Raw genomic sequence first — 14,855 nt, 5'->3', positions numbered from 1 at the left:
CGAAAGCAATGCATGCTGCACCACCGTTCCCTGCACCTGAGCGCCCTGGCCCTGGCCTGCGCCATGAGTGCCCAGGCCCAGACCCCATCCCCGACCCCACAACGCCACTACGATATGCCGGCCCAGCCCCTGGGCAGCACCCTCGCACGCATCGCGGCCGATAACGGCCAGCAACTCAGCCTGGATGCCGAGCTGGTGCGCGGCCACACGGCCCCTGCCCTGCACGGCAGCTACACCGCGGAGCAGGCCGCGCGCGCCGCCCTGGCCGGCAGCGGGCTGGAGCTGGTGCACACCGCCAGCGGCAACTGGAGTCTGCGTGCAGCGCCAGCCGGCAAGCCGGCATCCGCCGCCGAGCCGCAGCAAGGCAGTGGCGCGACCCTGGCGGAAGTACGCGTGACCGCTCAGGCAGAACGCCATCCCACCACGGAACAGACGGGCTCCTACACCAGCCGCGCCGTCACCATCGGCAAGGGCGAACAGGCCATGAAGGACATTCCGCAGTCCATCAGCGTGGTCACGCGCCAGCTCATGGACGAGCAGAACGCCACCTCGGTCTACGACGCCCTGGCCAGCACCACGGGCATCACCCTGCTGCAAAGCCCTCAGGGCGGCAAATACATCTACTCGCGCGGATTCGACATTGCCACCCTGCAGTACGACGGGGTCAATGTGCAGCGCCTGTACGGGCGCTCCAGCAATTACGGCGGCAGCACCGCCATCTATGACCGTGCCGAGATTCTGCGCGGCTCGGCCGGGCTGCTGCAGGGCGGCGGCGATCCCAGCGGCGCCGTCAACCTAGCACGCAAGCGCCCGCTGAAAGAGGGCGGCGTCAGCGTCACGGCCAAGGCCGGCTCCTGGGATCGCTATGCGGCCCAGGTCGATGGCAGCCGCGCGCTGAATGCCGAAGGCACGCTGCGCGGCCGGGCCGTGCTGGACGTAGAGGACGAGCATTCCTTCATCGACTACGTCAACCGCCGCAACAACACGCTGTACGGCACGCTGGAGTACGACCTCTCGCCCCAGACCCAGGTCAGCATCGGCGCCAGCTACGAATCCTTCAAGGGCAGGCCCTTCATCTCGGGCCTGCCGCGCTACAGCGACGGGCGCGACATCGCCCTGCCACGCTCCACCTACCTGGGCGCCAACTGGAACCGCCAAGACAACAGCACCCGCACTCTCTATGCCGACCTGACGCACCAGTTCAACGACCATTGGCGCGCCAAAGTATCGGCCATCCACGTGCAGGAAGATGTCTATCTCAAGTACGCCTCCTCACAGCGCGCCGTCAACCCGGCCACCGGCCTGGGCGGCACCGTGGCCAATATCACCGATGCCAGCCAGAAAGCCTCAGGCATCGATGCCAACCTGACCGGCGAATTCACGGCTTTCGGCCGCCAGCACGAGCTGGTGCTCGGCGCCAGCTACAACCACACGCGCGTCAACACCGACTACAGCTCCAAGACCCCGTTTACCCCCATCGACGTGTTCGCGCCCAACCCTTACCGGGCCGAGCCCAGCGACGCCGAGATTCGCTACGCCAACACCGAGAACCGCCTGGCCACTACCCGTCAGCTGGGCGCCTATGGTGCGCTGCGCCTGCAACTGAGCGACCCGCTCAAGCTGGTGGTGGGCGGCCGTGCGACCTCCTACAAGACCATCTGGGACACGACCGTCACCACGCTGGGCACCGCCACCCCTTCGTCCACCCTGCAGGACAACAACCGCTTCATGCCGTTTGCGGGCCTGATCTATGCAATCAACCCCAGCTGGTCGGCCTACGCCAGCTATGCCAATATCTTCAATCCCCAGTGGTCGCTGAACGCTGCGGGCCAGAACCTCAAGCCCATCCAGGGCGCCACCTATGAGGTCGGCCTCAAGGGCGAAATCCTGGGCGGTCGTGCCAACACGGCCTTTGCCCTGTATCGCGTGGATCAGAAAAACCGCGCCACCGAAGATCTGGCCTCGGGCCCGAACTGCCGCGACGGTTACTACTGCTACAGCGACGACGGCCGCGTGCGCAGCCAGGGTCTGGACGCCGAGATCAGCGGCGAGCTGGCGCGCGGCTGGAACCTGTTTGCCGGCTATACCTTCAACCGCAACACCTACGAGCGCGACATCAACAACCAGGGCCTGGACTTCAATACCTACACGCCCAAGCACATGCTGCGCCTGTGGACCACCTACCAGCTGCCCGGCGCCTGGAGTGCCTTCACGCTAGGCGGTGGCGTGAACACCCAGAGCGCCTCTTACCGCAAGATCGGCACGGTGGACATCACCGCTCCCGGGCGTGCCGTGTGGAGCAGCTATGTGCGCTACCAGATCAACCGGCAGTGGCAGGCCTCGTTGAACTTCAACAATATGTTCGACAAGCGCTACTACACCTCGATCGGCAACCTGGTCAACAGCAGCCACTATGGCGATCCGCGCAATGTGATGCTGACGCTGCGCGGCACGTTCTGAATGCAGCAGACATGAAAAAGGCCGCTTTGCAGCGGCCTTTGCCTTTTGCGCGGTCTGGCGCAGACTACATGCCGCGCGCCCAGAAGATGGCAACCACGGCGATCACCGGCACCACATGGCCCTGCCACATCACCCACTTGCGGGTTTGCTTGATCTCATCGGGAGCCGGCAACTGGCCGCTCGCATCCAGCGTCTTCTTCCAGCGGCGGAAGGTCAGCGTGGGCTTGAGCGAGAGCAAAAAGGCGATGACGAACAGCGTCATCTTGAGATGGAACAGCGGCGAAGCCGTATAGGCTCCCATGCCCTTGACGCCCCAAAGCAGGCGCGCAATACCGGTCAGCAGCAGGACGATGGCGGCAATGCCGTAAATCATGTCCAGTCTGGCCAGACGCTGCACCACGGCGGCATTCATCCACTCCACACGGCACAGGGCGGCCTGGCTGGTCAGAAACACCACCAGGGTCAGGATCGCCAGCAGATGGGCGCTGGCAAGAACAGCTTCAAAGGTCATGGCTTCATCGTAGGAAAAAGGACGGGTTCAGCGGCCCGCATCGGGCCACGGCGGCCGGACCATTGTCTACCGTTTCAGGCCCGCTCAGAGATCCACGCCGAGACGAAAGAAATCCGGCTGGTTGTAGTGATGCTTGAGATAGTCGATCCACATGCGCACGCGCAGCGGCATGTGCTTGCGCTGGGGGAAGACCACGAAGATGCCGTTGGGCGGCGCCGCAAACTCTTCCAGCACGGGCACGAGGCGACCGGCGGCGATCTCGGCCTCCACCTCCCAGGTGCTGCGCCAGGCAATGCCCCAGCCGCCCAGGCACCAGTCGTGCAGCACCTGACCGTCGGAGCAGTCCAGCGGGCCGCCCGGCTTGAAGTGCACGACCTCGCTGGTGCCGCTTTCGGGATGCGGGATGCGGAAGGCCCAGCCCCGCGTCTGCGAGGCGTCGGACGACAGCGTCAGGCAGTCATGCTGGGTCAGTTCGCTGGGATGCTTGGGCGTGCCGCGGCGCTCCAGATAGCCGGGCGTGGCCACGCACAGGCGGCGGTTGTCGGCGATGCGCACGCTGACCAGGGCCGAGTCCGGCAGATCCCCCACGCGCACCGCACAATCGAAGCCCTCGCCCGCCAGATCGACCACGCGGTCGCTGAGGTTCAGCGAGATGGTGACATCGGGGTGCAGGTCGCGGAAACGCGGCACCAGCGGCGCCACATGGCGACGGCCGAAACCGGCGGGCGCCGTGATGCGCAGATGGCCCGTGGCCTTGACGCCGCCGGCCGACACACTGGCCTCGGCATTGCACACATCGGAGAGCAGGCGCTGGCAATCTTCCAGGAAGGCACTGCCTTCATGGGTCAGCGAGATGCGGCGCGTGGTGCGCACCATGAGCTTGACCCCCAGATGCTCTTCCAGAGCATCCAGACGGCGTCCCATGATGGCGGGCGCCACACCTTCGGCCTTGGCGGCAGCCGTCAAGCTGCCCCTGGTCGCTACCGATACAAAAGACTCAAATGCCTTGAGTTTGTCCATGACCGCTGCTCCTGTCTGGTCCGTGTTGTCTCCTGCTGCGGTAGCGTGCACTACTAATACAAGAGCACATACCGCACAAGCAGTCTTGATTTCTCAAATGTTTTTATCGAAAGTTCTTTAAACAAGAGCGCTGACCGCTATCACTATAAAAGTCATCAATCAACGCCGCATGCCTGTCCCGCATGTGACTTCAGTGCGATATATCTTACTTAGAAGTCACAAGTTGCCAGTGAATCTTTGATGTTTATATATGTTTATATCAAAATTTACCGTTTTCCCTGAGGCAGGAATATCGCTTATTCGCCAGCGCCATGAGCTTGTGGGCAGCGTCAGGCGTTAAACCTATGATTTGCAAAACACATTTACAAATCAGAAGCCGCCTGCCTTCATGAGCTTTTCAACCGTTTCTGCCGCCCAACTGGCCGATCTGCTGGGCCGCTCCGGCCAGGGCTGCGCGCTCTGGAATGCCGAGGGAGTGCTGCTCATGGCCACTCCCGCCTGGTGCCAATGGCTGGAGGTGGACGAGGGCGCAAGCCCAGTCGGCCAACCGCTGCAGCGCCTGCTGCCCGCCAGCATCTGGCACATCCATGGCCAGCGCTTCGCCGCCGCCGCCCGGGGCCTGCGCCAGGAATACGACGACAGCCGCAGCGGCGACTTCGGTGCGCAGCACCACCGCCGCATACAGCTCACGCCGGGAGCCGCCGATGCCCAGGGCCGGCATGAGGTGCTGATGCAGCTCAGCGACATCGACCGCGAATATGCGCGCGGCGAAGTCATGGCCCGCCAGCGCGAGCAGTTGCAGACCTTGCACGAACAGCTGCGCAGCCACCGCCAGGACGCGGGCGAGCTGGACCGGCTGCGCACCCTGCTGGACTGGCGCACGGCCATGCTGAGCGAGCACAACGAGATGCTGCAGCTGCTGTCGCACGAAATCCGTCAGCCGCTGAACAATGCCTCGGCCGCCATGCAGGCCACGCTCAAGGCCATGGAAGACCTGCATCTGGCCGATGCCGCGCCGGCCACCAGGGCCTTGCTGCGCGCCGAGCATGTGCTGCAGCAGGTGATGGGCACGCTGGACAACACCCTGGCCGCCGGCACAATCCTGGCGGCCGGAGGCAAGGCCGGCGCCTCCAGCGAAACCGATCTGCCCACGCTGATCAAGCTGGTGCTGCACGATATTGCGGCCGACCTGCGTCCGCGCATCGAGGTGCAATGGCTGACCACGCCCCGCACCGTCCAGCTGCACCCGGCGCTGATGCGGCTGACGATTCGCAATCTGCTCAACAACGCCCTGGCCTATGCGCCCGCCGACAGCCCGGTGCAGCTGCGCATCTCCGAGTCCGACGAACCGCTGGCACTGATCCTGGAAGTCATCGACCAGGGCCCGGGCATCCCCGAGGAGTTGCTTGCGCATCTGTTCGAAAAAGGCGCGCGCGGCCATCACAGCCGCCCCGGGGCCGGCCTGGGCCTGTTCATCGTGCGCTCGGTCCTGCAGTTGCACCAGGGTACAGTGCAAGCTCTGCCGCACAGTCCGCATGGCACGGTCATGCGTCTGGTCATTCCCCAAGGTCTTGCCGAATAAGGTCCGCCGCCCATGCTGCCTGCCACTCTTGCCCTGGTCGACGACGACACCGATTACTGCGAATTCCTGGCCCAGCACCTGCGCAGCCAGGGGGTGGATGTCACGGCATACGGCGACAGCAGCGACCTGCTGGCCGACGACGCGCCCTATCGCTTCGATTTCTATGTGCTGGATCTGATGCTGCCCGGCGTGGCCGGCACCGAGCTGCTGCGCATCATCCGCAAGCGCACCCAGGCCGGCGTGCTCATCGTCTCGGGACGGCTGGGTCCTGAGGTGTTTGCCGAGGTCATCAACGCCGGTGCAGATATGTATCTGACCAAGCCCGTGACCTTCGAACAGGTGGAGTTGGCTGTACGCGCCGTGCACCGGCGCATCATGACCACGGCGCGTACGGCCACGGCCTGGAAGCTGGACAGCCGCCGCAGCCTGCTGACCGCGCCCGACGGTCAGAGCGTGGAACTGGGCGCCACCGACCTGATGCTGATGGAGTGCTTTTTGCAGGCCCGGGGCGACACCGTCAGCCGGGACCATATCCGCAGCCTGCTGGCCCATACCAGCGCAGCCGAATCCGACAACAGCCTGCACGCCACCATCTACCGGCTGCGCCGCCGCATCGAAAAGGCAACCCCCGTGGCCGTACCGCTGCAGTCACAGCAGAAGGTGGGCTACCAGTTCCGCGCTCCGCTGATCGCCGCCTGAGCAGGCCGGCCCGGACCGCAAAACAAGAACGGGCCCGCAGGCCCGTTGCGCGTCTTCAGAGCCGCTGAATCACATCACGAACCTGGACTCCACGTCCGACACCTTGCGCCTGGCCAAGGCCAGGTTGGCGCGGCCGTTGTCCAGCACGTAGTAGATGAAGATGCCGTTGATCTTCTCGGCCGGACGCAGGATGTGATACTGCTTGCCCAGGGTGATGAGAATGTCTTCGATGCTGTCGTTCAGGCCCAGGGACTGCATGGTCTTCATCTTGGCGCGCACCACCTCGGTATTGCCCGCAGCAGCCAGCTCCAGGTCCACGCCCGAGCCGATGCTGCCCAGCAGCATGCCGCTGTTGTAATCGACCACTGCCGCGCACATGGCGCCATCCAGGGTCATCAGGTCTTGCAGGCTTTCGTTCAGATTCGCCATCAGGAGCTCCTTGGTAAAGATTGGCTGGCCGATATCGGAAGATGCTCAATTTGTTTCAAGCTTAACGAATCATTTCTGAGCGCGGACATCCACTTATGACAGACAAAGCCCTGTCATTTGATGGCATGCACTCACTTCAAGACGGATTCTGGCGCCCGAAAAAAGCATCCAATCCACTGTTGCGCCAAACCAGGCGGGCGATCACAGCTATCGCTTCAGGAGAGATCCTGCAGCGCCTTCGCGCGGCGCTTTCGGCGACTGCCGGGGCGGCCGTCACTGAAGTCGTTGCACAGATCGCTCAGAACTGACGAAGGCTGGCGACTGCGGTGCATAAAACGCATAAATCCCGCAGACTCCATATAAAAACATCATGAGTTTTGAACTATTTAGGCTATTTATGTACTCAAAGAATTCAAATACAGTCTCCCCACATGCTGCCCGTGATGGGCAACGACTCCTGAATCCAGAGACATCAACCAGAGGTTTCCAATGACTGATCGCACCCAAGTCCACGGCCTGCAAGTCGCCACCGAGCTGTACAACTTTGTGAACACGCAAGTGCTGCCTGGCACGGGCGTTGACCAGGACACCTACTGGAAGGGCTTCGACGCCATCGTGGCCGATCTGGCACCCAAGAACGCCGCCCTGCTGGCCGAGCGCGATCGCCTGCAGACGGAGCTCGATACCTGGCACAAGGCCAACCCCGGCCCCATCACCGACATGGTGGCCTACCGCAAGTTTCTGACGACCATCGGCTATCTGGTCGAGTCCCCCAAGGACGCCAAGGCCACGACCGAAAACGTGGATGCCGAACTGGCTATCCAGGCCGGCCCCCAGCTCGTGGTTCCCATCCTGAACGCCCGCTACGCCCTGAACGCCGCCAACGCCCGCTGGGGTTCGCTGTACGACGCGCTGTATGGCACGGACGCCATCAGCGAAGCCGGCGGTGCCGAGAAGGGCAAGGGCTACAACCCCGTGCGCGGCGCCAAGGTCATCGAGTTCGCACGCAACTTCCTGGATCAGGCCGTGCCCCTGGCCTCGGGCTCGCACAAGGATTCCACCGGCTACGCCGTCGAAGGCGGCAAGCTGGTCGTGTCCCTGAAGGACGGCAGCAAGACCGGCCTGAAGGACGAAGCCAAGTTCATCGGCTACCAGGGCGATGCTGCGGCTCCCAAGTCGGTGCTGCTCAAGAACAACGGCATCCACATCGACATCATCGTCAACAAGTCCACCCCCATCGGCAGCACCGATGCCGCCGGCGTGGCTGACGTGGTGGTCGAAGCCGCCCTGTCCACCATTCTGGATCTGGAAGACTCCGTGGCCGCCGTGGATGCCGAAGACAAGGTCAACGGCTACGCCAACTGGCTGGGCATTCTGAAGGGCACGCTGACCGAGTCCTTTGAAAAGGGCGGCAAGATCGTGACCCGTGGTCTGAACCCCGACCGCGAATACACCGGCGCCGACGGCAAGCCCGTGAAGCTGCACGGCCGCTCGCTGATGTTCGTGCGCAACGTGGGTCACCTGATGACCAACCCCGCCGTGCTGTGGGGCCCCGAGCAGAAGGAAATCCCCGAAGGCATCATGGACGCGCTGGTGACTACCGCCATCGCCATTCACGACCTGAAGGGCGGCGCCAACGGCATCCGCAATAGCCGCACAGGCAGCGTCTACATCGTCAAGCCCAAGATGCACGGCCCCGCCGAAGCCGCTTTCGCGAACGAACTGTTTGGCCGCGTTGAAAAGGTTCTGGGCCTGCCCGAGAACACCGTCAAGCTGGGCATCATGGACGAAGAGCGTCGCACTTCGGTCAACCTGAAGGCCGCTATCGCTGCTGCACCCGCACGCGTTGCCTTCATCAACACCGGCTTCCTGGACCGCACCGGCGATGAAATGCACACCGCCATGTATGCCGGCCCCATGGTCCGCAAGGCCGACATGAAGACCTGCGCCTGGCTGCCCGCCTATGAAAAGAACAACGTGCTGGTCGGCCTGAACATGGGCCTGCGCGGCCGCGCCCAGATCGGCAAGGGCATGTGGGCCATGCCCGACCTGATGAAGGCCATGCTGGAGCAGAAGATTGCCCAGCCCAAGGCCGGTGCCAACACCGCCTGGGTGCCCTCACCCACCGGCGCCACCCTGCACGCCCTGCACTATCACCAGATCAATGTGGCCGACGTGCAAAAGGGTCTGGAAAGCCCCAACGCCGACGCCGAGTGCGACGAACTGCTGAACGCCATCCTGCAAGTGCCCGTATCCACCAACCCCAACTGGAGCGATGCGGAAAAGCAGCAGGAAGTGGACAACAACGTGCAAGGCATCCTGGGCTATGTGGTGCGCTGGATCGACCAGGGCGTGGGCTGCTCCAAGGTGCCCGACATCCACAACGTGGGCCTGATGGAAGACCGCGCCACGCTGCGCATCTCCAGCCAGCACATCGCCAACTGGCTGCAGCACGGCATCGTCACCGAAGCCATGGTGCGCGACAGCTATGCCCGCATGGCCAAGATCGTGGACGAGCAGAACGCCGGCGACGCCGCCTACAAGAGCCTGGTGGCCAATCCCGATGGCGCAGCCTATCAGGCCGCTCTGGACCTGGTGTTCAAGGGCAAGGAACAGCCTTCCGGCTACACCGAGCCTCTGCTGCACGCTTGGCGTCTGAAGGTCAAGGCCGGCGCTTGATTGCCGGACAAGGCCGCTCCTGAACAAGGAGCGGCTCTCGCTTGATATCAATGGATTTCAAAGATTTTTCTATCTGAATCCATTGATTCAATTGCGCAAGCAGCTATCAAAATGCACTCCATGTCAGTACATCGAGTGCATTTTTCTTGACCGCAGTCCTCGCGATACCGGATGGCTTCTACACTGCGGCCATGCCCATCGATCCTCTCGTAGACGCCAGCCGCTGCCCTCTGTGCGGCCAGCCCAACCAGTGCGCCATCAGCGCCGGCCTGCCGCCGAACAGCTGCTGGTGCATGCAGACCCCGGTTTCCCGGGATGCGCTGGAGCGGCTGCCCGCCGACGCACGTGGCAAGGCCTGCATTTGCCCAGCCTGTGCGCGGCCGGTTGCCAACGATTCCACCTCTGCCTGATCCTGCACTCACCGCCTTGCAGCTCGGGCATTCCACTACAGCAAGGAGACCTTGATGCCCACCTATCGCATTGAACTGTTTGAAGGCCGCAGCGTTGATCAGAAGCGCAAGCTGGCCGAAGAAATCACCCGCGTGACCACCGAGGTGCTGGGTAGCGCCCCCGAGTCCGTGGACATCATCATCACCGACGTACCCCGCCACAACTGGGCCACCGGTGGCAAGCTCTGGTCGGAGCAGAGCTGACCGGCCCGCACGCGGCCGGGGCCGTCCCGGGACGGCTCTTTACCCGCCCAGCCTTATGATGGGCCTCTTTTCCCAACCTAAAGCCAGCAAGGAAACCTGCACATGCCCACCTACCATGTCGAAATGATGGAAGGCCGTACCGTCGAACAAAAGCGCAAGCTGGTCGAAGAAATCACCCGCGTCAGCGTTGAAGTGCTTGGCGGCTCGCCCGAATCGGTGGACATCATCATCACCGACATCAAGCGTCACGACTGGGCCACCGGCGGCAAGCTCTGGCTGGACCGCGAATAATCCATCGCCGCCCTCTTGCGCAAAGCAGCTTCGGCTGCTTTTTTCATGCGGGCTTGGCAGCGGTTGACGATCTCTGCCATACAGCACCATCATTGACGAAATCATCCATAGATTCTTAGGCTATAAAGCTTTTTTGCTTGAAAGATATGACGAAGCCATGTGCCAGCTGCTTGGAATGAACTGCAACACGCCCACCGATGTGCGCTTTAGCTTCTCAGGCTTCACACAGCGCGCAGGCAATACCGGCGACCACACCGACGGCTGGGGCATCGCCTTCTTCGAAGACAAGGGCCTGCGCCACTTCGTCGATCACGAACGCGCCATCGACTCACAGATCGCCAAGCTCATCCGCGAATACCCGATCAAGAGCACCAACGTCATCGCCCATATCCGCAAGGCCACCCAGGGCGTGGTCAGCCTGCAGAACTGCCACCCCTTCGTGCGCGAGCTCTGGGGACGCAACTGGGTCTTTGCGCACAACGGCGACCTCAAGAACTTCGCCCCCAAGCTGCATGCCCACTTCCAGCCCATTGGCAACACGGACAGCGAGCGAGCCTTCTGCTGGATCATGCAGGAGCTGTGGAAGTCCCATGCGGGCGTGCCTAGTATCGAAGAGCTGACCCACACCCTGCGCGAGCTGGCCGCCAAGATCGCACCGCACGGCACGTTCAACTTCCTGCTCTCCAACGGCGAAGCGCTCTGGGCCCATGCGACCACCCACCTCTGCTATGTCGAGCGCCGCCACCCCTTCACCCAGGCACAGCTGTCCGACGAAGACCTCAGCGTGGACTTCTCCCGCGAAACCACGCCCCAGGACAAGGTAGCCATCATCGTCACCGCCCCTCTGACCCAGAACGAGCAATGGGTCCCCTTCCAGAACGGCGAGCTGAGGGTGTTCGTGCATGGCCAGGCAGCGCCCTACTGATGCGCAGCAGATTCATCGCCGAATGAAAAAAGAGAGCGCCTAGCGCTCTCTTTTTATGGGTTTCTGGTATTTTCGCAGCTGCAATGCTTTGACAGCGTACGGTAAGCGCTCCTCGTTTCGAAGCACCCAATAAAAAACCCCGTAATCTTTCGACTACGGGGTTTTCACTGTAAGAGCCTGACGATGACCTACTTTCACACGGGAACCCGCACTATCATCGGCGCAAAGTCGTTTCACTGTCCTGTTCGGGATGGGAAGGAGTGGTACCAACTTGCTATGGTCATCAGGCATAAACTTTTTGTCAGATCGATAGCGCCTTGATTAACTTCTTAATCTTGCTCACCTTCAATCCAACGAATTCATAGAGTCTTCAATCAGCTTTTCGATTGCGCCTTTTCGGCATAACTAGAACTTGCGTTCTGTCTTTCATTTTTCCAGGCTTACCCAAAGTTATAGGGTCAAGCCGCACGGGCAATTAGTACTGGTTAGCTTAACGCATTACTGCGCTTCCACACCCAGCCTATCAACGTCGTGGTCTACAACGACCCTTCAGGGGGCTCAAGGCCCCGGCAGATCTCATCTTGAAACGAGTTTCCCGCTTAGATGCTTTCAGCGGTTATCTCTTCCACACTTAGCTACCCTGCGATGCCACTGGCGTGACAACAGGTACACCAGAGGTGTGTCCACTCCGGTCCTCTCGTACTAGGAGCAGGCTTCCTCAAATCTGCAGCGCCCACGGAAGATAGGGACCAAACTGTCTCACGACGTTTTAAACCCAGCTCACGTACCTCTTTAAATGGCGAACAGCCATACCCTTGGGACCGACTACAGCCCCAGGATGAGATGAGCCGACATCGAGGTGCCAAACACCGCCGTCGATATGAACTCTTGGGCGGTATCAGCCTGTTATCCCCAGAGTACCTTTTATCCGTTGAGCGATGGCCCTTCCATACAGAACCACCGGATCACTATGTCCTGCTTTCGCATCTGCTCGACTTGTCAGTCTCGCAGTTAAGCACGCTTATGCCATTGCACTATCGTCACGATGTCCGACCGTAACTAGCGTACCTTCGAACTCCTCCGTTACGCTTTGGGAGGAGACCGCCCCAGTCAAACTGCCTACCATGCACTGTCCCCGATCCAGATAATGGATCCAGGTTAGAACCTCAAACGCACCAGGGTGGTATTTCAACGTCGGCTCCATGAGATCTAGCGACCTCACTTCAAAGCCTCCCACCTATCCTACACAGATCCGTTCAAAGTCCAATACAAAGCTACAGTAAAGGTTCATGGGGTCTTTCCGTCTTTCCGCGGGGAGATTGCATCATCACAAACATTTCAACTTCGCTGAGTCTCAGGAGGAGACAGTGTGGCCATCGTTACGCCATTCGTGCAGGTCGGAACTTACCCGACAAGGAATTTCGCTACCTTAGGACCGTTATAGTTACGGCCGCCGTTTACTGGGACTTCAATCAAGAGCTTGCACCCCATCATTTAATCTTCCAGCACCGGGCAGGCGTCACACCCTATACGTCCACTTTCGTGTTTGCAGAGTGCTGTGTTTTTATTAAACAGTCGCAGCCACCAATTTTTTGCAACCCCTTTGAGCTCCGTTTGTACAACTTCACTTACTTGGGGTACACCTTCTCCCGAAGTTACGGTGTCAATTTGCCGAGTTCCTTCTCCTGAGTTCTCTCAAGCGCCTTAGAATACTCATCTCGCGCACCAGTGTCGGTTTGCGGTACGGTCGTCAATAGCTGAAGCTTAGTGGCTTTTCCTGGAAGCAGGGTATCACTCACTTCGTGTGCAAGCACACTCGTTATCACGCCTCATCTCAGCTCTCCGGATTTGCCTAAAGAGCACGACTACACGCTTGAACCAACTATTCCAACAGTTGGCTGAGCTAACCTTCTCCGTCCCCACATCGCACTATTGATCGGTACAGGAATATTGACCTGTTTCCCATCAGCTACGCATCTCTGCCTCGCCTTAGGGGCCGACTCACCCTACGCCGATGAACGTTGCGTAGGAAACCTTGCGCTTACGGCGAGGGGGCTTTTCACCCCCTTTAACGCTACTCATGTCAGCATTCGCACTTCTGATACCTCCAGCATCCGTTACCAGACACCTTCACAGGCTTACAGAACGCTCTCCTACCACGCACAGTAAACTGTGCATCCGCAGCTTCGGTAACTGGCTTAGCCCCGTTACATCTTCCGCGCAGGACGACTCGATCAGTGAGCTATTACGCTTTCTTTAAATGATGGCTGCTTCTAAGCCAACATCCTGACTGTTTTAGCCTTCCCACTTCGTTTCCCACTTAGCCAATTTTAGGGACCTTAGCTGGCGGTCTGGGTTGTTTCCCTCTTGAGTCCGGACGTTAGCACCCGGTGCTCTGTCTCCCAAGCTGTACTCGTCGGTATTCGGAGTTTGCATAGGTTTGGTAAGTCGCCATGACCCCCTAGCCTAAACAGTGCTCTACCCCCGACGGTAATACTTGAGGCACTACCTAAATAGTTTTCGGAGAGAACCAGCTATTTCCAAGTTTGTTTAGCCTTTCACCCCTATCCACAGCTCATCCCCTAATTTTGCAACATTAGTGGGTTCGGACCTCCAGTACCTGTTACGGCACCTTCATCCTGGCCATGGATAGATCACTTGGTTTCGGGTCTACACCCAGCGACTAATCGCCCTATTCGGACTCGATTTCTCTTCGCCTCCCCTATTCGGTTAAGCTTGCCACTGAATGTAAGTCGCTGACCCATTATACAAAAGGTACGCCGTCACCCCTAAGGGCTCCGACTTTTTGTAAGCATACGGTTTCAGGATCTATTTCACTCCCCTCCCGGGGTTCTTTTCGCCTTTCCCTCACGGTACTGGTTCACTATCGGTCGATGATGAGTATTTAGCCTTGGAGGATGGTCCCCCCATATTCAGACAGGGTTTCTCGTGCCCCGCCCTACTTGTCTGCAGCCTAGTACCACCGATCGGTTTTCACATACGGGACTATCACCCACTATGGTCGGCCTTTCCATGCCGTTTTGTTAACTGATCGACTATCACTGCAAGGCTCTTCCGAATTCGCTCGCCACTACTATCGGAATCTCGGTTGATGTCTTTTCCTCTGGGTACTTAGATGTTTCAGTTCTCCAGGTTCGCTTCGAGCACCTATGTATTCAGTGCACGATACCTCTTGCGAGGTGGGTTCCCCCATTCAGAAATCTCCGGATCAAAGCTTATTTGCCAGCTCCCCGAAGCTTATCGCAGGCTATCACGTCTTTCGTCGCCTATCATCGCCAAGGCATCCACCATATGCTCTTAGTCACTTGACCCTATAACTTTGGACTCTCTTAGCGAGAATCAAAGCCTGGTGTTCAAAGACTGGTGAGGTCTTGCACCTCACGCGTTATGCCGTAATGTGAATATCTTTGGCTGCATCTTTCGATACAGCTTAGAGAATATTCGTCATTACTAGATAAATTTGCATTCGCAAAATATCTGTTTTGACGCAATCAAAATGTTGCTGGCGGCACGGTGCACAAACCTTGGTTTGCGCTTTCCACCAGCAACGCTGATTTCGACTCTATGAATTTTTAAAGAACAGCC

12 protein-coding genes and 2 rRNA genes are annotated in these 14,855 nt (G+C 59.9%); 9 read left to right on the top strand and 5 right to left on the bottom strand.

The features are described 5' to 3' along the window. Positions 1–12 precede the first annotated feature (12 nt). Positions 13–2,460 (top strand): TonB-dependent siderophore receptor, encoded by a 2,448-nt coding sequence (locus ACLBXN_RS10640; RefSeq protein ID WP_447612109.1) that lies wholly within the window; start codon positions 13–15, stop codon positions 2,458–2,460. A gap of 64 nt (positions 2,461–2,524) precedes the next feature. Here the strand turns inward: ACLBXN_RS10640 and ACLBXN_RS10635 are convergent, their stop codons facing one another. Together ACLBXN_RS10635 and ACLBXN_RS10630 are read right to left on the bottom strand one after the other, a co-directional pair. Then, positions 2,525–2,971, bottom strand: coding sequence for a DUF2214 family protein (locus tag ACLBXN_RS10635; protein WP_167003531.1), 447 nt, complete (start codon positions 2,969–2,971; stop codon positions 2,525–2,527). A gap of 84 nt (positions 2,972–3,055) precedes the next feature. After that, positions 3,056–3,991, bottom strand: a complete 936-nt coding sequence (locus ACLBXN_RS10630; protein ID WP_003060536.1) for a LysR family transcriptional regulator — start codon at positions 3,989–3,991, stop codon at positions 3,056–3,058. A gap of 388 nt (positions 3,992–4,379) precedes the next feature. On the opposite strand from ACLBXN_RS10630, the gene ACLBXN_RS10625 reads away from it, so the two are divergent. Then, positions 4,380–5,573: a sensor histidine kinase gene (locus ACLBXN_RS10625; RefSeq protein ID WP_447612108.1), complete on the top strand. Its 1,194-nt coding sequence runs from the start codon at positions 4,380–4,382 to the stop codon at positions 5,571–5,573. A 12-nt stretch (positions 5,574–5,585) separates the two neighbouring features. Then, on the top strand, positions 5,586–6,272 hold the full coding sequence (locus ACLBXN_RS10620; RefSeq protein WP_167003527.1) for a response regulator transcription factor: 687 nt from the start codon (positions 5,586–5,588) through the stop codon (positions 6,270–6,272). 69 nt (positions 6,273–6,341) lie between these two features. On the opposite strand, the gene ACLBXN_RS10615 is transcribed toward ACLBXN_RS10620, so the two are convergent. Continuing rightward, positions 6,342–6,701 (bottom strand): hypothetical protein, encoded by a 360-nt coding sequence (locus tag ACLBXN_RS10615; protein WP_003060530.1) that lies wholly within the window; start codon positions 6,699–6,701, stop codon positions 6,342–6,344. A gap of 95 nt (positions 6,702–6,796) precedes the next feature. Here ACLBXN_RS10615 and ACLBXN_RS10610 point away from each other — a divergent pair, with 95 nt between their 5' ends. The 6 genes from ACLBXN_RS10610 (at position 6,797) to ACLBXN_RS10585 (ending at position 11,249) form a co-directional block, all read left to right on the top strand. Next, positions 6,797–7,009 carry a hypothetical protein gene (locus tag ACLBXN_RS10610; RefSeq protein WP_447612107.1) on the top strand — a complete coding sequence of 71 codons (213 nt, stop codon included), beginning with the start codon at positions 6,797–6,799 and terminating at the stop codon, positions 7,007–7,009. Positions 7,010–7,190: 181 nt separating this feature from the next. Further along, positions 7,191–9,380 (top strand): malate synthase G, encoded by a 2,190-nt coding sequence (locus ACLBXN_RS10605; protein ID WP_211457391.1) that lies wholly within the window; start codon positions 7,191–7,193, stop codon positions 9,378–9,380. A gap of 191 nt (positions 9,381–9,571) precedes the next feature. Further along, entirely contained in the window at positions 9,572–9,790 is a 219-nt protein-coding gene (locus tag ACLBXN_RS10600; protein WP_447612314.1) for a cysteine-rich CWC family protein, read from the top strand. 54 nt (positions 9,791–9,844) lie between these two features. Then, positions 9,845–10,033 carry a 4-oxalocrotonate tautomerase gene (locus tag ACLBXN_RS10595; RefSeq protein WP_447612106.1) on the top strand — a complete coding sequence of 63 codons (189 nt, stop codon included), beginning with the start codon at positions 9,845–9,847 and terminating at the stop codon, positions 10,031–10,033. Between the two features lie 102 nt (positions 10,034–10,135). Continuing rightward, positions 10,136–10,324 (top strand): 4-oxalocrotonate tautomerase, encoded by a 189-nt coding sequence (locus ACLBXN_RS10590; RefSeq protein ID WP_003060524.1) that lies wholly within the window; start codon positions 10,136–10,138, stop codon positions 10,322–10,324. A 157-nt stretch (positions 10,325–10,481) separates the two neighbouring features. Beyond that, a complete protein-coding gene (locus tag ACLBXN_RS10585) occupies positions 10,482–11,249 on the top strand; it encodes a class II glutamine amidotransferase (RefSeq protein ID WP_043003847.1) in 768 nt (255 codons plus the stop codon). A 175-nt stretch (positions 11,250–11,424) separates the two neighbouring features. Here the strand turns inward: ACLBXN_RS10585 and rrf are convergent. Together rrf and ACLBXN_RS10575 are read right to left on the bottom strand one after the other, a co-directional pair. After that, positions 11,425–11,537 (bottom strand): 5S ribosomal RNA (gene rrf, locus ACLBXN_RS10580). A 166-nt stretch (positions 11,538–11,703) separates the two neighbouring features. Further along, a 23S ribosomal RNA gene (locus ACLBXN_RS10575) occupies positions 11,704–14,581 on the bottom strand. Positions 14,582–14,855: the final 274 nt, after the last annotated feature.

The organism is Comamonas sp. C24C, from assembly GCF_053345995.1.
This window is presented reverse-complemented; position numbering and strand designations above follow the sequence as displayed.